Annotated in this window: 15 protein-coding genes; 14 read left to right on the forward strand and 1 reads right to left on the reverse strand. The window is 55.8% G+C overall.

Annotated elements, in window-relative coordinates; translation table 11 throughout:
- Positions 1-16: 16 nt before the first annotated feature.
- From BLR08_RS16995 to BLR08_RS17060, 13 genes are all read left to right on the forward strand, one after another.
- Positions 17-1,219 carry an ROK family transcriptional regulator gene (locus BLR08_RS16995; RefSeq protein ID WP_083537344.1) on the forward strand — a complete coding sequence of 401 codons (1,203 nt, stop codon included), beginning with the start codon at positions 17-19 and terminating at the stop codon, positions 1,217-1,219.
- Positions 1,220-1,251: 32 nt separating this feature from the next.
- Positions 1,252-2,106: an aminoglycoside 6-adenylyltransferase gene (ant(6), locus tag BLR08_RS17000; RefSeq protein WP_072333427.1), complete on the forward strand. Its 855-nt coding sequence runs from the start codon at positions 1,252-1,254 to the stop codon at positions 2,104-2,106.
- A 212-nt stretch (positions 2,107-2,318) separates the two neighbouring features.
- A complete protein-coding gene (locus BLR08_RS17005) occupies positions 2,319-3,446 on the forward strand; it encodes a Gfo/Idh/MocA family protein (protein ID WP_072333332.1) in 1,128 nt (375 codons plus the stop codon).
- 178 nt (positions 3,447-3,624) lie between these two features.
- On the forward strand, positions 3,625-5,049 hold the full coding sequence (locus BLR08_RS17010) for an MATE family efflux transporter (protein ID WP_256257711.1): 1,425 nt from the start codon (positions 3,625-3,627) through the stop codon (positions 5,047-5,049).
- A 438-nt stretch (positions 5,050-5,487) separates the two neighbouring features.
- Complete coding sequence (locus BLR08_RS17020; protein WP_072333326.1) at positions 5,488-6,240, forward strand: MBL fold metallo-hydrolase; 753 nt, start codon at positions 5,488-5,490, stop codon at positions 6,238-6,240.
- 194 nt (positions 6,241-6,434) lie between these two features.
- Positions 6,435-7,304, forward strand: coding sequence for a carbohydrate ABC transporter permease (locus tag BLR08_RS17025; protein WP_072333420.1), 870 nt, complete (start codon positions 6,435-6,437; stop codon positions 7,302-7,304).
- A 32-nt stretch (positions 7,305-7,336) separates the two neighbouring features.
- Complete coding sequence (locus BLR08_RS17030) at positions 7,337-8,284, forward strand: carbohydrate ABC transporter permease (protein ID WP_083537343.1); 948 nt, start codon at positions 7,337-7,339, stop codon at positions 8,282-8,284.
- 14 nt (positions 8,285-8,298) lie between these two features.
- Complete coding sequence (locus BLR08_RS17035; protein ID WP_072333323.1) at positions 8,299-9,447, forward strand: efflux RND transporter periplasmic adaptor subunit; 1,149 nt, start codon at positions 8,299-8,301, stop codon at positions 9,445-9,447.
- 28 nt (positions 9,448-9,475) lie between these two features.
- Positions 9,476-10,879: an ABC transporter permease gene (locus tag BLR08_RS17040; protein WP_072333320.1), complete on the forward strand. Its 1,404-nt coding sequence runs from the start codon at positions 9,476-9,478 to the stop codon at positions 10,877-10,879.
- Positions 10,863-12,296 (forward strand): ABC transporter substrate-binding protein, encoded by a 1,434-nt coding sequence (locus BLR08_RS17045; RefSeq protein WP_072333317.1) that lies wholly within the window; start codon positions 10,863-10,865, stop codon positions 12,294-12,296. The genes BLR08_RS17040 and BLR08_RS17045 overlap by 17 nt, the downstream gene beginning before the upstream one ends.
- A 95-nt stretch (positions 12,297-12,391) precedes the next feature.
- A complete protein-coding gene (locus tag BLR08_RS17050; RefSeq protein WP_072333314.1) occupies positions 12,392-14,572 on the forward strand; it encodes a hypothetical protein in 2,181 nt (726 codons plus the stop codon).
- 156 nt (positions 14,573-14,728) lie between these two features.
- Complete coding sequence (locus tag BLR08_RS17055; RefSeq protein ID WP_072333311.1) at positions 14,729-15,433, forward strand: response regulator transcription factor; 705 nt, start codon at positions 14,729-14,731, stop codon at positions 15,431-15,433.
- The gene (locus BLR08_RS17060) at positions 15,406-16,875 is read left to right on the forward strand and encodes a sensor histidine kinase (RefSeq protein ID WP_072333308.1); all 1,470 of its coding nucleotides are present in this window, start codon (positions 15,406-15,408) and stop codon (positions 16,873-16,875) included. The genes BLR08_RS17055 and BLR08_RS17060 overlap by 28 nt, the downstream gene beginning before the upstream one ends.
- On the opposite strand, the gene BLR08_RS17065 is transcribed toward BLR08_RS17060, so the two are convergent.
- Positions 16,844-17,686 (reverse strand): AraC family transcriptional regulator, encoded by an 843-nt coding sequence (locus BLR08_RS17065; RefSeq protein WP_072333305.1) that lies wholly within the window; start codon positions 17,684-17,686, stop codon positions 16,844-16,846. The genes BLR08_RS17060 and BLR08_RS17065 overlap by 32 nt on opposite strands.
- A gap of 189 nt (positions 17,687-17,875) precedes the next feature.
- On the opposite strand from BLR08_RS17065, the gene BLR08_RS17070 reads away from it, so the two are divergent.
- Positions 17,876-19,006 (forward strand): glycoside hydrolase family 88 protein, encoded by a 1,131-nt coding sequence (locus BLR08_RS17070; RefSeq protein WP_072333302.1) that lies wholly within the window; start codon positions 17,876-17,878, stop codon positions 19,004-19,006.
- Positions 19,007-19,211: the final 205 nt, after the last annotated feature.

Consider the following 19,211-nt stretch of genomic DNA (forward strand, 5'->3'; position numbering starts at 1 on the left):
TCGGAGGTGACCCATTGTGCTTTCCTTGACTGCCCAAGTGCTGCAGCTTATCCGCCGAGCCGATGCTCCGCTATCCAAAGCGGACATTGCCGATCGGCTCGGCGTTTCTTTGTCCGCTGTGTCGGACCATGTTGAACGATTGATGCGGGAAGGGTTGATTGCCTTTTCCAGCATCGGATCGTCGAGCGGCGGAAGAAAGCCGAAGCAATATGCGCTGAACAGCGGCTACGGCTATATTATTTCGATCGTGCTGGGCACGACTTATGCCCAAGTGGCGCTGACCGATTTTAACTGCCGGATCGTCGAGTGGAGCTCGCAACCTGTAGACATCGGCTTGGGCCCGGACCGCGTTCTGACCTCTATATATGAGCAAATCCAAACGCTGCTGACGCAGCATGAGATAGAAGCCGATCAGATCAAAGGGATCGGACTTGGGGTTCCCGGCCCCGTCGAATTTCACTCCGGCCGGCCGATCTCTCCGCCGCTTATGCCGGGCTGGGACGGTTATCCGGTCAAGGAGTTTTGGGCCGGCCGGTTCGCTTGCCCTTGCTTCGTAGACAATGACGTCAATGTGATGGCGCTCGGCGAATATGCGAAGGGCTTGCATTTTGAGGTGGACAGCCTCATCTATATCAAGGTGGGAACCGGGATCGGCTCGGGGATCATCTATGACGGCAAGCTGTACCGGGGGGCAAATGGCGGAGCGGGCGATATCGGCCATTTCGATACCGGCAGCGATGTGTTGTGCTGGTGCGGCAACCGCGGTTGTCTGGAGGCTACGGCTGGCGGCAAGGCGATTATTGCCAAAGGCAGGGAACTGGCGCTCAGCAAAGGGACTGACGGCTTCCCGGGCAAGACGCCGGAGGAGGAAAGTTATACTTTCCGGCATATCGAAGCGGGGCTGCTGCGGCTTGATCCCGATTGTCTGGAGCTCGTCCGGGAAAGCGGAGCCGCTATCGGGCGCGTAGTCGCCTCGCTGGTCAACTTTTCCAATCCGTCCTTGATTGCGGTCGGAGGCCGAATCTCCGAGTTCGGAGATGTGTTCCTGGCTGCAATCAGACAAAGCGTATACCAGCGGTCGCTGCCCTTGGCAACCCGCAATTTGAAGATCAATCCGTCCGTGCTGGGCCGGGCAGCCGGTCTTGTCGGCGGCGCCTTTATGACGATCGATGAGATGATCAAGGAAGCGACCAATGATAGGATCGATTTGTTTTTTTAGAGTAATGGAGCGGAGTGGGGGATATCGTAATCGTGAGAAGTGAACAAGAAATGATGACTCTCCTGATGGATTTTGCTAAAAATGAAGATAGAATCCGCTTGGTGACATTGGAAGGATCACGAACAAATAAACATATTCCTCCTGATGCCTTCCAGGATTATGACATTTCATATTTTGTAACCGACCTCGATTCTTTCAAGGAAAATGATCGATGGCTTGATACGTTTGGAAAGCGTCTGATGATGCAAAAACCCGAGGATATGGAGCTTTTTCCGGCGGAGCTAGGGAGCTGGTTTTCCTATTTAATCCTGTTTGAAGATGGGAGTAAAGTGGATCTGACCCTTATTCCAATTGAGGAAACAGAAGATTATTTTACCAAAAGCGACGGTTTGGTTGAGGTGTTGCTCGATAAGGATGCTCGAATCAAACAGGAAGTGATCGCGGACGATCGTCAATATTGGGTGAAAAAGCCAACGGCCCGAGAATTTGATGATTGCTGCAATGAATTTTGGATGGTTTCTACCTATGTGGTAAAAGGTTTGGCGAGAAAAGAAATACTTTTTGCCATTGACCATTTAAACGAGAACGCAAGACCTAATTTGTTGCGAATGATGGCTTGGCACATTGGGTCAGAGCGGGGATACACCTTTAGTGTGGGGAAAAACTATAAATTTATAAATCACTACCTTCCGACGGAAGATTGGGAAACCTTACTGTCCACCTATTCTCAGAATGGATACCCGGAAATGTGGCAGTCTTTATTAGCTTGTTACGCGTTATTTAGAAAATACTCCAAGGCTGTAGCAGAAAGTCTCGCCTATCCGTATCCGGATTACGATGACGCTATCACCAAGTATACGGAAAACATCTATGCTTCGCTGATTTGAACTCATGCGGACGGAGCTTCTACATACTACACGGCACCCCAATCGTTGGACATTAGCCAACCTTGGAGGTGCTTTTTTCATTTTAATATAGATGATCACTCAGTTCTAAAATAACATCAAAAAATATACTTTTAACATTGAAAGTTAAAAGATAATCGATTATAGTTATTAGTATTCTAAGCATTGTGTGAATTTGGAAAAGGAGGTTCGACATGCGGCGTGTGAAAACGGCTGTGATCGGAGCGGGTTTTATCGGGAGGGCGCATATCGAAGCAGTGCGCAGACTCGGCTATGTGGATATTGTCGCGATCGGCCAAAGTGATCCCGACAAGGCTGCGAAGTTCGCGGGGGAGCTGAATATCCCCAAAGCATACGGCAATTATATGGAATTATTGCAGGACGAAGAGATCGAGGCTATTCATAATTGCACGCCTAATCACATACACTTCGAGATCAATAAACAGGCGCTGCTGCATGGCAAGCATATTTTGTCCGAGAAGCCGCTGACGCTGACCAGTCAGGAAGCCAAACAGCTGTATGAGCTGGCCGCCGGCAAACAGCTGGTAGCGGGCATTAATTTTAATTACCGGCAGTTCCCCATGGTCCAGCAGCTGAAGTGCATGATCCAGGACGGCGATCTGGGCAAGGTGCGGATTGTCCGGGGCAGTTATTTGCAGGACTGGCTGCTTTACGACACCGATTACAACTGGCGGATGGAGCCGGAATATGGGGGGACCACAAGAGCGATAAGCGATATCGGCTCGCATCTGTTCGATTTGCTTCAATATGTAACGGGACAGAAGATTGTGGAAGTGATGGCGGATGCTTCGATTGTCATTCCCCAGCGGTATAAGGACCACGGGAAAGCGGGGCAAGCCAAGCTGGTGGACGTACATACGGAGGATTACTGCTCAGTCCTGGTGAAATTCAGCGATGGAGCCCGCGGGGCGCTTACGGTCTCGCAGGTATCGGCCGGGAACAAGAACGCGCTGGAAATCTGCATCGACGGCTCCACAGCTTCCGGGACGTGGAAGCAGGAAGAGCCGTTTCTGCTCAACATAGGCCACAGGGACAAGCCGCGGGAGACGATATCCCGCGACCCCAGTCTGCTGAAGAAGGACGCGCTGCCGTTCCTGCATTATCCCGGCGGACATGAGGAAGGCTGGACGGACAGCCTGAAAAATATGATGGCTTATTTCTACGAGGCGGTCAGCGGAGGGAAGCCGTTATCCGGCTCCGTGGCCTCCTTCCAGGAAGGCTACCGGATTATGCTGATTATCGACGCCATTGTCAAAAGCGCGCAATCCGGCTGCTGGGAGAAAGTAGCCGAAGCGGAATAGTCCGGACCCGGAGGTTCGGCAATCGGATAAGCTTCAAGCCGTACAGCGGCAGTCTAAGCATTTTTATGTCTTAGGCTGCTGTTGTTTGTGTTATGATGGGTAAGACATTTTTATGATGCCGTATCCTTATTCCCGCAGCTGGGCAGCTTCGGACTATTCAGATGGGAAGTGACCTCTAGTGATACCGCTTCGGTACAAAGCTCGATGGCAGGCTTGGCTGGACAAATACTTTTCGGGGGAATCGATCGATTACCGGCAGGTGATCTCTCTGTTTCTCCCGATCCTTATCGACCAGGCCTTTCTTGTCGGGTTAAGCTTGGTGAACACCGCGATGATCAGTTCGTCGGGGGTGGCGGCGATCAGTGCGGTCAGCATGGTCGATTCGCTTAACATGTTCCTGGTTAACGTCTTCGTCGCTCTGGCGACCGGGGGCACCGTGGTGGTGGCCCAGTACAAGGGCAGCGGGAACGAGAAGATGGTATCCAGGGCGGCGGCTTCCTCGCTCAGCGCCGTCACGCTGGCTGCCTTGGCGATCAGTGTGTTCGTCCTGCTTTTTTATCATCCGATTCTGAAGCTTCTCTTCGGAACTGCCGAGCCGGAGGTATTCAATTATGCAGGCACATACCTCGTGGGCAGCGGCTTGTCCTATCTCGGAATTGCGATCAAGGAAGCGATCAGCGGAGCGCTCAGAGGGATCGGCCGCACCCGGGTAACCTTGGGCTTGTCCCTGATCATGAACCTTTCCTATGTGCTGCTGAACGTAGTTTTTGTTCATTTTATGGAAATGGGCGTGCTGGGGATGAGCGTGGCCGTCAATATTTCCCGGTACCTGGCGGCGGCTTGCGCCTTGTACTACCTGCTGCGCATGGATGCCAGTTTGCGCATTCAGCTTAAGGACGTATTGGCCTGGAACTTCTCGATGTTCAAGAAAATCATGTTCATCGGCCTGCCGTTTGCCGCCGAGCAGTTGTTCTTTAACGGAGGGAAAATCATCACGCAGATCTACATCGTCAGTCTGGGCACGTATGCAATTGCGACGAACGCTATCAGCTCCGTGCTTGCTATGCTGCTGCAAATCCCGGCCATGGCCTTGTCCACCGCACTGATAACGGTAGTCGGGCAATGCGTGGGGAGCCGCAATATTCAGGATGCCCGCAAGTTTACAAAATCGTTTCTGTGGTTGAACTCGGCTGCCCTTGGGTTGACGGCGCTGCTGCTGCTTCCGTTCTTCAAGCCTGTGGTCGGTTTATTCAACCCGCCGGCGGAAATTATGGACGATCTGTATCTTATAATGGTGATCAATATGGCGGCCCAAGTTGTGCTGTGGTCGATCAGCTTTCTGCTACCGGCTGCGCTGCGGGCGGCAGGGGATTCCCGTTTCACCTCCATCTCCTCGATGCTGACCATGTGGCTGGTCCGGGTTGTGCTTGGGTATGTATTCGGCATCACGTTAGGCTACGGCGTGCTCGGCGTCTGGGCCGCGATGCAGCTGGAATGGGGCGTCCGCGGCACGATCTTTCTGTGGCGGTACCGGGGCGATCGCTGGTACAAGCACAGGCTGGTAGAGCCGGCGAGCGGGAATAAAACGAGCAAGGCACTCTAGGAATTATTTCGGCAAGCTCTACGGCCCGGAGGAAGCCGTGGACTGTCCGATCCTATCCGTGCATGTTCCGAAGCTCCCCGCTACGGAAAGAATGCTGAATAGTTGTCTATAAAGGACCGCAAGTCTGTGCTGAACGGCAGCGCAGAGCTTCGCGGTCTTTTGTCATGCGTTTTACGTATTGAGCGCGCCAAGGACGGCTTGCACCGCTGCTGCGCAAATCCGGACGAAGCCGCTTCATGCCCGCCGAACAGGAAGCCGAATACAACCATCGGCGCAGGAGTGCATTTGATTTCAAGCGTTCGGAAGGGTATAAAGAGAATAACGGACAACAGGAAATTTCCGGCGGTTTCCAGCCGATCCTTCCTTAGAGAAAGGCTACAGTTGACATCCCATACAGAAGGAGGTGGACTCAGACTCCGAAGGGGGTTTGGGGGGACAATGAACACAACGGCAGGTATCGAAGCGATCAAGCTGACGAGAGGCTTTAATGGGAGCCAGGGCGTCATTTACCCGACGCTGATCTGGGATGAAGGCACGGCCATCCTCGTCGATACCGGGGAACCGATTCATCTGGAGGCGATTCGGGATGCGATGGAGCAGGTAGGCGTCCCGTTTGTGCGCATGAACCGGATTATTTTGACCCATCAGGATATCGACCATATCGGGGGGCTTCCGGGGCTGGTGCAAGCTTCCGCGCATCCTGTCGATGTTATGGCGCATGAGGAGGAAAAACCGTATATCGAAGGTCTTAAGCCTTTGATCAAGCTGAAAAAGGAACTGCTGCAGGAGAAGCTGAACTCCCTTCCCGAGGATCAGCAGGAGCTGCGCGGGCAGATTGATCTGCTGCTGAACCACACGCCGGGCGGCCGCGTGAGCACGGTATTGAAGGACCAGGATGTGCTTCCCTATGGCGGCGGCCTCACGGTCATTCATACGCCGGGCCATACCCCTGGCCATATCAGCCTGTATCTGGGCCAAAGCAAAACGCTGATCGCCGGCGACGCCATCATGTATAGCGAGGGCAAGCTGCGCAAGCCGCCCGAGCAGTTCACGCCCGACATGGAGCAGGCGATCCAATCCATCTTGAAGCTGGCGAAGTATGATGTGGAGACGCTGATCTGCTACCACGGCGGCGTGTATCCGGGGAATGCCAAGCAGGCGCTGGCTGAACTGGCGGCCGAATGCAGATAACCCTATAGCTATACGGGCGAAAGGCATCTTTAGGAGCGAAGCCACACCCTTGAGGAAGTGAATAATTGACGGAAGAAGCGGACTGCAAGCTCCGCTTCTTTTTTTTGTATTCTTCTAATCGATTTCTAATTTTCAGATGCGAGAATGGGTCCAGAGGAAGCGAGAAGAGGAAAGGAGGCAACCGGTTTGTGCGGATGCGAAGACGTTTGCGTTACAAGGAATGGCCGATCGCGCTGATGTTTCTGCTGCCGAGTGTGACGGGCTTTTCACTGTTTTTCCTGATTCCGTTTGGCATGGGTTTTTATTTCTCGCTGGTGGACAGCCCGGTCCAAGGCTCGTTTGCGGGACTTGATAACTATCGCGAGCTGCTGCGGAATCCCGTGTTTCTTCGGGCAGCCTCCAATACGTTCCTGTTCGTCGCGATCAGCGTTCCGCTCAATATGCTGCTGTCGCTCGGACTGGCCATGCTGTTGAACCGGAAGCTGCCGTTTCGCCAAGCGTTCCGGATTTCGTTCCTGTGTCCGCTGGTCGTGCCGGTGGCGTCCGTGGTGCTTGTGTGGAAATCCATGTTCGACCTGCACGGCGTGCTGAACGGATGGATGACGCAATGGGGGATCGGAGCGAAGGATTGGATGGAAAGCGGCGCTGCGCTGTATGTGGTCATCATCGTCTACTTATGGAAAAACATCGGCTACAACATGATCCTGTTTCTCGCCGGCCTTCAGAATATCCCGGCCGACTACTACGAGGCGGCGTCGATCGATGGCGCGGGCAAGTTCAAGCAATGGAGATCGATCACGCTCGTGTACCTGACCCCGACCGGGTTCTTCGTTCTCATCATGTCGATCATCAATTCGTTCAAGGTGTTTCGGGAGACGTACCTGATCGCCGGAGATTATCCGGATCCCAGCATCTATTTGCTTCAGCATTATATGAACAATATGTTCAAGTCGCTCGATTATCAGAAGCTGACGACGGCGGCCTTTCTGATGGCGCTGGTAATCGTGCTGCTGGTCTGGGTTCTTTTTCTAGTCGAGCGGCGCATCAGCAGAACGCTGGGATAAGGATATCATCGCACTTAAAAGGAGAATTTGGAATGGAAGCAAGCAAGCGTATCCCAAACGCCGGGCCCGCCATCCGGGCGAAGCCGCGGGCCGCACGCCTGGGGAGGAAGGCCGGACAAGTCCTAAAAGTTGCTGTACTGACGGCGTTGACGGTGATTTTTCTATGGCCCATGGCGGTGACCTTGACCAATGCGTTCATGTCGGAAGCTGAGATTACGCGGAACTATGCGGCAATTTCCGGCACTGACGCAACAAGCCAGGCCGAAGGGGCAGAGGAGCCCGACTATGTCAGCCTGCACTGGATTCCGGAGCGCGCGACCCTCTCGCAGCTGTACGCCGTGCTGATCGGAAGGCCGCAGTTTTTGTTCATGTTCTGGAATTCCTTAAAAATGACGGTGCCGATCATCGCCGGACAGATTGTCGTGGCCTCGCTCGCTGCGTATGCATTCGCCCATTTGCGTTTCCGCTTTCGCGAGCCGCTTTTTTTCGCCTACATCGTGACAATGCTGATGCCGTTTCAAGTGACGCTCGTGCCGAACTTTATTGTGGCGGATAAGCTGGGTCTGCTGGATACGTACGGGGCGATTATTTTTCCCGGCATATTCAGCGCATTCGGGGTGTTCCTGCTGCGGCAGTTCATGATGTTCGTGCCCGGCAGCTATATCGAAGCGGCTCGGGTGGACGGAGCGAGTCATCTGTATATTTTCGCAAAAATTATATGGCCGATGAGCGGCGCAGGGATCGCGGCGTTGGCGATTCTGGTGTTTATCGATAACTGGAATATGGTGGAGCAGCCGCTCATCTTCCTGAAGGATGCGGTCAAACAGCCGCTGTCCGTTTACTTGTCGGTCATCGGCGAAGAGGAACGCGGAATCGCCTTTGCCGCTTCCGCGATCTATATGCTGCCTCTTCTGTTGGTGGCGCTGTATGCGGAGAAGTATCTGGTCGAGGGCATTCAGCTGTCCGGACTTAAAGGGTAAGGGAGGAAAGCTTTATGGATGCAGCCATAGCTGCTGCAGAGAGGGAGCATGCCAGGAAGAAAGGAATCGGACGGGTTATTCTCGCATTCGTGCTGATGATGGTCGCTTTAACCTTTTTTTCAAATACACTGCTTACTCTTTCGCTCGCTCAAGTGGCCGTCGAGCAGCCGCGAGCCGGGACGTTGTCCCATGAGGTGACCGGAGCGGGAACGGTGGAGCCGGCGGAAACGGCCGACTTGTACGTCGAGACCAACTGGGCGGCTAGCGAGGTGAAGGTCAAAGCAGGCGACAAGGTCGAGGCGGGGCAGGAGCTGGTCGTCTTTAAAACGAGAGAGGCCGAGGATGCGGCGAAAGACAGTCAGGCCCGGCTTGCGCAGAAGCAGCTGAGTCTGCAGAAGCTGCAGGAAAGCTATGCGGATGCGGTCCGCAGCGGCGGCGACGAGAAGCAGCTGCGCAGCATCTCCCGCGATATCGAGAGCACGAAGCTGGATATGCAGATTTTGGAGCGGCAAATCGCCGCGATGCAGCGCCAGCTGAAGGAGTTTTCACGTCTGACCTCGCCGGTGTCCGGGGTAGTGACCGCGGTGAATGCGGTCAAGGGAGCGGCCGTTTCAAGCGGGAAAGCGGCGGTTACGATCGCCGACTGGTCCAAGGGACAGCTGCTCAAAGCGGTGATCGACGACGCCAAAGCTTCGTATGTGGCGGTAGGGGACGAAACGGAGCTGATTTTCGCTTCTTTGAACAACGCCCGGATCAAGGCGCAAATCTCCGATATCCGGGACGCACCGGCCTCCTCGGGCGGAACGGCCGCCCAGCCTGGGCAGGCCAGGAAGGAGATTTCGTTTACGCTGCGGGACGAACGGCTGACAGGGGGGGAAGCCGGAGAGTTTCTCATCACGAAGAAAACGGCGTCCTTCCGGTCGGTGCTGCCCAATGAGGCGATCCGGGAGGATGAGAAGGGGACGTTCGTCCTTGTTCTGAAGGAAAAGAAAGGACCGCTCGGCAGCGAATATGTGCTGCAGCGGGCGGCCGTTCAGACCGGCGACGCGGACGATCAGCAAACCTCGATAGAGAACGGCGTGTCGCCCCTCGACAAAGTCGTCGTCTCCAGCAGCAAGCCGGTATCGGACGGGGAGCGGGTGCTGGAGCGCAGCGGAGCATAGGCCCGCAATGAAGAAAGGAGGCATCATCATGCAGCGCTCCCGTCTGGCCTCATTGCTGGTGTTCGCAGGCGTCCTGCTGGTGCTGGCGAGCATGGGGCTGCTATCGTCCGTCCTAGACGACTGGGAGCAGGCGAACGGTTCGTTTCGATTAAACAAGCTTACCGTCAATATCGACCGGTCCGTGGCTTCGGCGGCTGACGCAGGGCTGAGTCTGCGGGACGCCGGCCAGCTGGTTAAAGCCTGGAGTCCGCTGCCGGTCGCTTATTCGGCTAAAGCCCAGACTAGGGCGGCTGCCGGGGCTGCTTCGGCCGTTGCCGACGTGTTTGGCGTGAACGGGCATTATCGCGACTTTGCCGAAGTCAGGCTGAAGGCAGGCACGTCGATCGCGCCTGCCTCCGTTGATGAACACAGCCGTGTAGCGGTGATCGGATCAAGGCTTGCCGATCGGCTGTTTCGTTCCGGCCAGGTCGTCGGCAAGCCGATCGAGCTGTTCGGCGCGGCCTTCACAATCATCGGCGTCTACGATAGCGAAGGCTCCCTGCTTCGTCAAATGACGGATGACGGCATTCCGGATGTGCTCATCCCGGTTACCGCCATGTTCGATGTCCACGCCTCGGCCCGCATCGACACGCTTCAGCTAGCGGCGAGGCCGGACGCTTCAGTTGATAGCGAGGGCGAGGCCGCGCAGAGAGTGCTGGAGGCGATCGGCCAGCCTCCGACGCAGTTCCGCGTCGCTAACGGTGTGCTTGCGTTTACCCGGATTGCGCAGCTCAGGGCGCTGCTGCTGTTCGGCTGCGGAGCCATCGCCATAGTTATGCTCGCACAGCTGACGTACCGGCTGCTGGGCCGGGCGTACGGTCTGCTGCGCGGCAGACTCTTGACCGACGATTGGTCCGATGCGCTCCTAAGCGAAAAGCGCCGGCTGCTGACAAGCGTGCTCGCGATGGCCGGCATGGCCGCATGCATAGCAGGCTTGTGGGAGCTGATCCGGTTCCGGCTGTATATTCCGCCGGAATGGGTGCCGGAGCAGGTCATTGATTTATCCTTTTACATGGATAAGCTGAGGAGCTTATGGCAGCAGCAGGCGGCGGACGGAGGTTATGTGCCTTCATCGCCCGAGCGGCTTGCCGACGCGGCCGGCCGGCTTGCGGGAAGACTGTTTGCCGCGGGCGCACTGCTTGGAGTGCCGGTGTTCCTGCTGGGCATCCGGTTGTGGGCGATGGTCCGCGTGCCGCTTTACCTGCAACTGCAGCAGCTGTTTTTCTGTATTCCGGCCGCCGCTCTCGCCGCCTTCGCCGCCGCTCGCTGGGCGGGGCTTTATTACCGGATCGAACCGCTTGAATATGCGGTAGCGGGCGCTTTGTTTACCGTGTCGATTTTCTATTTTACATCTACTAAAGGAGTGACGTTGTCCCATGAAAAAAACAGCTAAAACCTCGGCCATTGCCTGCGTATCGGCCGTTTCCCTGCTCGCCATGACGGCCTGCTCGGGGGCGGGGAAAGACCCTATGCCGACAACCGGCGGAATCGGCGGCATGACCCCGTCATCCGGACCGGCAACCGTCTCGCTTTCCGTGATGACCTCCGACCGCTTTCTGGAGCTTGCGAAGCAGCGGTTCGAGGAGACGCATCCGGACATCCGGATCGACATCAAGGAATATATGGCCGCGCCCTCTACGGGAGCGCAGCAGCCAGGCCAGAATATGATGGTGATGACCAGACCCGATCCGAAAAACATCGAAAAGTACGTCAGCACGGTGGGCGCGGAGCTGATGAGCGGCAAGGCGTCGGACATTATTGTGATGAACGATCTCCCTTATAAGAAATACGCCGACAAGAAGCTGCTGGAAAATATCGGCGACCTGATGAGCAAGGATGCGGCCTTCAAGCTGGATCAGTACTACACCGGCATATTTGACGCGATGAAATATGGCGGGGCCTTGTACACGGTACCTGTGAAAGTGGGCCTGAATATGTGGCTCGGCAACGAGGCCGTATTGAGCGGAGCCGGCATCGACGACAAGAAGTGGACATGGGAGGAATTCAAGCAGCTCGCGGGCAGCTGGGCAGCCGACAACAACAAGGACGGCAAGCCGGATACGTATCCGCTGGGGAAAATCGCTCCGGCTCAGCTGATCACGCTCATGCTGAACAGCAGTATCGCCAAATTCGCCGATATGGGCGGAAAGCAGGCGAAATTCGATTCGCCGGCATTCATTCAGCTGCTGAAGCTGGCCAAATCGATGTACGACGAGCAGTTCATTGTGCCGGATAACGGAGATGCGAACAATATCGTAATCCAGCCGCAAGCGAATATTATCAGCTTTATGGATATGTACAGTATGCCGAAATCGGTTTTCGACGGAAAAGGAGCGTATTACGATCTTCCATCCGAGAATGACGCGAGAGGAACGCTGTTTACAACGTCGATGCCGCTGGCCATTAACAGCAAATCGGCCAACAAGCAGGCGGCGTGGGAATTCGTAAAGTTCCTGCTGTCCGATGAGATGCAGTCGGCAAGAGAGCTGAACGGGTTCCCGGTCAATAAGAACGGCTCCAAGGCGCAAGGCGAGAGCTGGAAGAATATAGGGGGGGGCAATGGCAAGGGCGGCGGCGCCAAAATAAAAATGAAAATGAACGGCAAGGAGCTGAATGTGCAGCCGGCGACGGACGAGGATTTGGCTATGATCGAGAAGGCGCTGAGCAACGCCAAAGTATACGCCGAAAGCGACCCGAAGATCACGTCAATCGTCGTGGAGGAAAGCGCACCGTTCTTCCAGGGACAGAAGTCGGCGGAGGAAGCCGCCAAGGTGATTCAAAACAAAGTCAGCACTTACTTGCAGGAGTAGTTCGCTTCACGGGGCCGTCAAGCTTGCGGCAAGCGGAACGCGCTGCGGCGAAGCTTGACGCCCCGCCAGTTAACAAGGAGGAGGATCTATTCATCATGTACCTGCGTCAAGGCACTGTCATCTGCCTTATCGTGCTTCTGCTTCTCAGCCATGCGGTTTCCCCGGCTCCGGCCCGGGCCGACTCCGGCACGGACACCGGTGCCGGGGAAATCCGATCCCTGCCGGATGCCGCCGCCGAAGCACGGCTCCACAGCCCCGCAATCTGGGGCAAGGCAGCTATCGGGAACGAAAGCTATATGGAGCTGAAGGAGGTTATGCTGCTTCCCGGGGATCACACCGGCACGCTTGCCTTCACGCTGACCGTGTACAACGGGGGAGAGAACGACCTCGCATTTGACGATTACTGGGTGCGTCTGCAGACGGCGGCAGGCACCCCGATCAGCGTCACTTTGCTTCCCCGGGACAAGAATAAAAACCGGGTTGCGCCGGGCTCAAGCGAGAATTTCGGCTTTTATGCCAAAGTAGCCGCATCGCTCAAGCTGGAGGATCTCGTATTCAAGCTGATTCGGCTGGACTTTGCCGCCGCCGGGTTCGAGCAAGTCGTCGGCCGCATGACCGCGCCGGAGGACGATGAGGGGGTGACGCCTGCGGGAGAGAAGCGCAGTCTGAGCATCGGCGGGGTACCGTTTCACGGGATCATCACGCATGCAGCCATCAGCCAGAATGACGAGTTTTACTTGCCGGCGCTCGATCTGGAGCTGATGAATGCCGGCATAAATCCCCTCCATCTGCCGAATCTCAGCTTTTTTATCCGCACGCCCGGCGGACTTTATTACCCGCTGCAATCCGCCGATTTCATCCAGGACGCGGCTGTTCAGCCGATGGAGAAGAAGGCAGGCATGCTCACCGTCTCCATTCCGAAGGAAGCGGGAGCGGACGGCTGGCAGCTTGTGATCACGGAGCCTATAGCCGGCGGTGCTGCCGGGGAGCGCATTTCCTTGCCGGCTGCCTTCCTCGAAGTGCCGGAAGCGACGCTCAGGACGGTTTCCATCGGCAACGATTATGACTTTACGAACAAGCAAGGGACGTATACGGCCAGGCTGAACTCGCTGCAGCGTTTGCCGTGGGAGGATCAGGACATCTTGTCGGCCGGCATCACCTTGATAAATAACGGAACCCAGGCGCTGCCTGTCCCGGAGCTTCAAGGATATTTCAAGCTGGATGATGCCGTATCCGTCGAAGCGAGAGTCGTCCGTTCCGATCAGGTGATCAGTCTGCTGCCGGGGAAGGAAATGAACATTCAGCTGGCCGGCAAAATTCCTTTTACGAGTGAATTCCGCAGCCTGAATTTGTACTTGCAGGAGAAGGAGGCGGCTAACGCTAATAAAGCGAAGGATTTATTGGTCTTCCAGCATAACGAAGCGCTGATGGATATGGCGTTCATCCCGCCGACGGATACGAGAAGGCTGACGGATATCGGGCAAAGCGCCGCCTATCGCGTACATGCGGTGCATACCTTCGAGGGACAAGCGGCCGATCTGATCGCCGTACAGCTGGAGGTGGAAAACCTGGAGAAGCGGTTCGCCGGGCTGCGCAAGCAGGTCGCCCAATTCCAGTCGGCTGACGGCACGATCCTGCCCGCGACCGTTACAGCGGGCATGAATAAGGTGAATCCCGGAGGCAAAGCGCTGCAGACGATCTGGGCTATGGTGCCGAAGGGTTACAGGACAGAAGGCATGAGGCTGCTGCTTGGCGACGAGCTGTCCGTGCCTGCCGCCCGGCCGGAGGAGGGCGTTGTGCGGGATGGTTACATCAACGCAGCGGCATTCGGACTGCCGGCGGAGAAGAAGGAAGTTCAGGCCGGCTTCGCCGGGCTGGAGGTCTATCCGTATACGATTTCGTTAAGCCGCATCGGGACACAGGCGAACTTTGCCACCGGCACCGTGCTGCTTGACTTCGATTACGAGCTGAAGCGGAGCGCTTTGGTTGAAGCGGACATGAAGGAGCACAAGCTGATCGTCGAGCTGACGGACGAGCTTGTGGATAGCGGCAAGGAAATCGTCGTTAGCCAGACCTATGACCTGGCAGGGAAGGAGGCTTCCAAGTCGCTTCTGCTTGGCCGGCATGATGCCCGAATTTCGTATGCGGACAAAGACACTATTTACAAAATCAAGGACATGAAAACATACCGGCTGAACGTGTATCATCAGTTCCAGGACGGGCAAAAAAAATTGCTTGCCAGCAAGGAGCTGGACTGGTTTGCCTACTCGGACTAACCGCATCCCGCATGTATCGGGCGGTTGGGGAAGCAACGTTTTCTGTTTTAATCTGCTTTTCAGCTTTCTCCTCTATACTGGATCAACAAGCAGGACTGGATCAACAAGCAGGACTGGACCAACAAGCAGGCTGCACGTCAAACAGGAGGAAAGCCGATGAAAATACTCGTTGTCGAAGACGACATTCATTTGCTCAGAACCATTCAAACCTTGCTGGAGGAAGAAGGGTATCAGGTGGACCGGGCAACCTGCGGCGAAGAAGGCTGCTATTTGGCGGAGCAAGGCATCTATGATCTGCTGGTGCTCGATATGATGCTGCCCGGCATGGACGGACTCGAGATCGTACACCGCATCCGCGCCAAGCAGCTGCTCACTCCGGTCTTGTTTCTGACGGCCAGAGACAGCGTGGAGGATATGGTGAGAGGTCTTGATACCGGAGCGGACGATTATATGACGAAGCCGTTCGAGGTGCCGGCCCTGCTCGCCCGGCTGCGCGCTTTGCTGCGAAGACGGGGGCAGGGAGACAGCGAGGGAGGGCTGGCGTATCACCGGCTGTTCCTTCATATGAGAACGAAGGAAGCCTCCATCGGCGGATTGCCTGTGGACCTGACGCAAAAGGAATTCGAGCTGCTTGAATTTTTGCTGCGCAACCGGGAGCAGATCCTGACCCGGGAACAAATCTGCACGCGGGTATGGGGGCTTGAATCCGATGTCGGATCCAATGTAGTGGATGTATACGTCTACTATTTGCGCAGAAAATTAAAGGCGTTCGATTACGATCACATTATCCATACGATCCGGAACGTGGGCTATATGGTGAAGGAGAATACGCCATGTTTGGCAAAACCCGCATCCGATTGACCGTGCTGAATGCCGCCGTGTTTTTCGTTATCATCGCCTGCCTCGGCGCTTTCGTCTACACCCAGCTGAGCCGTCAGCTATATGCCAATGTGGATGAATCGCTGCGGCTGAGAATTTTGCAGGACACGAAGCTGAGTCAGGCCAAAAACCAATTTCTGATGAATGAAGGGCCGCAGCAGCATGCGGAAGGCAAGCTGCAGAAGACGCTGATTCAGGTTCAGGGCATCGACCCCAGGGTGTTCCTGGTGCTCTGGGACGAGAATGGAGATGCCTTTCACGTGCTTTCCGGGAACAAGAATAGAGAAGCGACCGAGATGTTCCGGCCGTACCGGTCGATTCGGACGCCGCAAACGGTCAAAATCGACGGACATGCGTATCGTCTCTACTCAATGGATTACACGCCGTCTGCCGAGACGAACGCTCAGAGCGGAATGGGAGATCAGATCCGGATCAATGGAACGAATCCGCTTGACCTGCCCCAGCCGCCGGACGGCAGGACGTCCTCCTCCGAGATCGTGTCGATTCAAGCGATCAGCATCATCGACTCCGAGCAAACGATGCTGAACAATCTGCTGAAGCTGATCCTGCTCGGCATCTTTGGGGGCGGAGCGGTGACCTTGCTGGCCGGCCTGTATTTAGCCAACAAGGCGCTGCTGCCGATCCGGCGCTCCTGGGAAAAGCAGCAGCAGTTCGTCGCCGACGCTTCGCATGAGGTGCGGATGCCGTTATCGATCATTCAGGCGAATGCCGAGCTTGTATTCCGCCATCCGGACCGGTCCGTCATGGAGATGAGCGAGCCGCTCTCCATGGTGCTTGCGGAAGCCAAGCGAATGGGCAGACTGACGGATCAGCTGCTGACGCTGGCGAGAGCCGATTCCGATCAGGAGGAGCTTCTTTTGAAGCCGTTACTGCTGGAAGAGGTGGTCCGCGAGGTGACGCAGAAGTTCGAGCCGATCGCCGAGCTGAAGCAGCAAAAGCTTGAGATACAGGCGGAAAACGGTCTTGAGCTGATTGGCGACCGCGAACGGCTTCATCAGCTGCTGGTGATCCTGCTCGACAACAGCATGAAGTTTACTTCCGGGAATGGAACGGTTCGGATTGCAGCCCGCCGGACCGGGCCCCATGCCGAGCTGGTCGTTCAAGATACGGGTGCGGGTATCGCCGCCGAGGATTTGCCGCATATTTTCGACCGGTTCTATCGCGCAGACAAGTCGCGGAGCCGCAGCAGCGGAGGAACCGGGCTGGGCCTGGCCATTGCCAGGTGGATCGTGACCAGGCACGGCGGGGATATCGGCGCAGCAAGCGTACTTGGGCAAGGAACGACGATGACGATTCGGCTGCCGGCGGGGATCGCATATCCATTTCTCCCGCGCACCAAAAGCAGGGACATGAAAGAATGCGGGAAAGTATTCAAGAATAATTGGCGGGCGAGACGCCGGTAATTTTTTTGAACGCCTTGTAGAAGTTGGAGTAATCCTCGAAGCCGGTCCTTCGGCAAACCTCCGACGGCGGGACGGAAAGCTTCAATAGCTCGGCGGCTTTGGCGATCCGCTTATGGATCATATACTGCTTGAAGCTGTACCCGGTGATGCGCTTGAACAGATGAGAGAAATGATACCTGCTTATAAAAAAGTTGCTCTCAATGTCCTGAAGGGTCAGCGGCCGATGCAGATTATCGTTCAGATAAGCGATGATCAGCTCGATCTTGGCATCGTAGTCGCCTTCAAAGGCAAAGGTATGGAGATGGGAGCCGATGATCCGGTTAAGCTGAATAAGCAGACGGATGAAGGTCAGTTCGATCTCGAGGCTGCTCATAGGCTGCCCGCTGCGGTGATGCTCCTCGATCTCGGTGAAATAGCGGGCCAGTTGCTCCTGCTCCACCAGCTTGCCGGGCAGCAGATTGAAGCTGCCCGGCTTTTTGCGTTCGAAATATTGCAGAATCGGGGAGCTGTCCCTGTTATAATGGCTGCAAAATTCGGGAGTGAAGAAAATAAGGATGCGCTCGTAGCTTGTATCGGAAGTAAAGTAGGGCCGATGGATTTCCTTGTTGTTGATGATCAGCAAATCGCCCGGACTGAGGGTATAGGTCTGATTTTCCACCTGATAGACAACACTGCCCGATATTAGATAATAAATCTCGTAGCAGCTCAGCAGATACATCTGGTGCTGGTTATCGTGAGGGCTGTGCGTGACGGCGTGGGAGTAGCTGAAGGCGCCGTTAGCCAATTCGATAGAAGCCAAGTTTACTCTCATGACGCACCTCCCGGCTCGAAAATGAATGCGTGACCAGTATAGCATATTTCGCCTGACCGGATAGCAAGATTTGCAAGGTAATCCGCAAGTTGCACGATATGGGCGCGCTTCCGATTTCTTTATAGTGGACATAGGCATAAACGCTTCGACTGTCAGCCAGTTCACTATACCTGTAGGAGGAATCAAGAAATGAAGGAAGCCTTGCACGCCCATCAGGAGTTTATTTTGCACACCTGGGACCGCATAGCGGCCAAATTATCCGTTACCTCGGACCGCATCCAGGACGGCATGCCGTACACGACGAAAAATGGGGTTTACGACGATTGCCAGGATGACGCCGGCTGGTGGACGAATACGTTCTGGACGGGCATATTGTGGCAGATGTACAGGGAAACCAAGGAAGAGAAGTACAAGGAATATGCCCGAAGCATCGAATTGAAAATGGACCAGGTGCTGTACGGCTACGATGAACTGCATCACGACGTCGGCTTCATGTGGCTGTTATCCAGCGTGATGAATTACGAGCTGACCGGGGACGACCAGGCCCGGCGCAGAGCGATGCTGGCTGCCAATGTGCTGTCCGCCCGGGGCAATCTGGCGGGAGGTTATATACGCGCTTGGAACGGAGATAATCCGGGCTGGGCCATCATCGACTGCATGATGAATATTCCGCTCCTGTTCTGGGCCTCCGAGCAGAGCCGCGATGCCCGCTTCAAGCATATCGGCGTTATGCATGCGGACAAGACGGCGGAGCACTTCGTTCGCGAAGACGGGTCAGTCCATCACATCGTCGTCTTCGACGAAGAAACTGGCGAAGTGGCGGAAATTCCACGGGGACAAGGGTACGAAAGCGGGTCCTCCTGGTCGAGAGGGCAAAGCTGGGCTGTCTACGGCTTCGCGCAGGCGTATCACTGGACGCAGAAGACCGAATATTTGCAGACGGCCAAGCGCATCGCTCACTACACGCTTTCCTGCCTGGCGCTCGGCGGGTATGTGCCGGCCTGCGACTACCGGCAGCCGGCTGACTCCGATCTGATCGACAGCAGCGCGGGAGCGATTACGGCCTGCGGCTTGATCGAGATCGCCAAGGCTGTGCCGGAGGCGGAGCGGGCGTTGTACCTGGAATCCGCGATCGCCATCCTGCGGGCGCTGTCCGAGCGCTGCGCGGTTTGGGACCAGTCGGACGAATGCCTGCTCACCGGCGGCACCTCGGCCTTCCATAGCGATCCCGCATCCAGATATACCGTGTTTAACGGCGCGCTGATCTATGGCGATTACTATTTCGTCGAAGCGGTCTGCAAGCTGAAAGCGCTGTTATAGAGAACCCGGCTGAAGCCCGCCGCCGTCGCGTTAGCGAACGGGGCGGGCTTTGTTCATGAATAAGAGTAGAAGTCCGTGGGCTCATTAGCATAATTTTCGAACACCACTGTTCTCTCCGTCAGGCACTCATCCTTTTACTTGCTTTTCAGCTAAATTGCCGAAATTGCAGACGAATTTTAGAAAATAATGATTCGCTACTGGCCCT

Origin of the sequence: Paenibacillus sp. cl123 (assembly GCF_900101595.1) — a bacterium.
Lineage (GTDB): Bacteria > Bacillota > Bacilli > Paenibacillales > NBRC-103111 > Paenibacillus_G.

What these genes read in the sequence shown, in the direction of transcription:
- BLR08_RS17050 (WP_072333314.1), top strand. Translation starts at nt 12,392, where the DNA reads ATGTACCTGCGTCAAGGCACTGTCATCTGCCTTATCGTGCTTCTGCTT.
- BLR08_RS17035 (WP_072333323.1), top strand. Translation starts at nt 8,299, where the DNA reads ATGGATGCAGCCATAGCTGCTGCAGAGAGGGAGCATGCCAGGAAGAAA.
- BLR08_RS17020 (WP_072333326.1), top strand. Translation starts at nt 5,488, where the DNA reads ATGAACACAACGGCAGGTATCGAAGCGATCAAGCTGACGAGAGGCTTT.
- BLR08_RS17055 (WP_072333311.1), top strand. Translation starts at nt 14,729, where the DNA reads ATGAAAATACTCGTTGTCGAAGACGACATTCATTTGCTCAGAACCATT.
- BLR08_RS17065 (WP_072333305.1), bottom strand. Translation starts at nt 17,686, where the DNA reads ATGAGAGTAAACTTGGCTTCTATCGAATTGGCTAACGGCGCCTTCAGC.
- BLR08_RS17040 (WP_072333320.1), top strand. Translation starts at nt 9,476, where the DNA reads ATGCAGCGCTCCCGTCTGGCCTCATTGCTGGTGTTCGCAGGCGTCCTG.
- BLR08_RS17060 (WP_072333308.1), top strand. Translation starts at nt 15,406, where the DNA reads ATGTTTGGCAAAACCCGCATCCGATTGACCGTGCTGAATGCCGCCGTG.
- BLR08_RS17030 (WP_083537343.1), top strand. Translation starts at nt 7,337, where the DNA reads ATGGAAGCAAGCAAGCGTATCCCAAACGCCGGGCCCGCCATCCGGGCG.
- BLR08_RS17070 (WP_072333302.1), top strand. Translation starts at nt 17,876, where the DNA reads ATGAAGGAAGCCTTGCACGCCCATCAGGAGTTTATTTTGCACACCTGG.
- BLR08_RS17005 (WP_072333332.1), top strand. Translation starts at nt 2,319, where the DNA reads ATGCGGCGTGTGAAAACGGCTGTGATCGGAGCGGGTTTTATCGGGAGG.
- BLR08_RS17025 (WP_072333420.1), top strand. Translation starts at nt 6,435, where the DNA reads ATGCGAAGACGTTTGCGTTACAAGGAATGGCCGATCGCGCTGATGTTT.
- BLR08_RS17045 (WP_072333317.1), top strand. Translation starts at nt 10,863, where the DNA reads ATGAAAAAAACAGCTAAAACCTCGGCCATTGCCTGCGTATCGGCCGTT.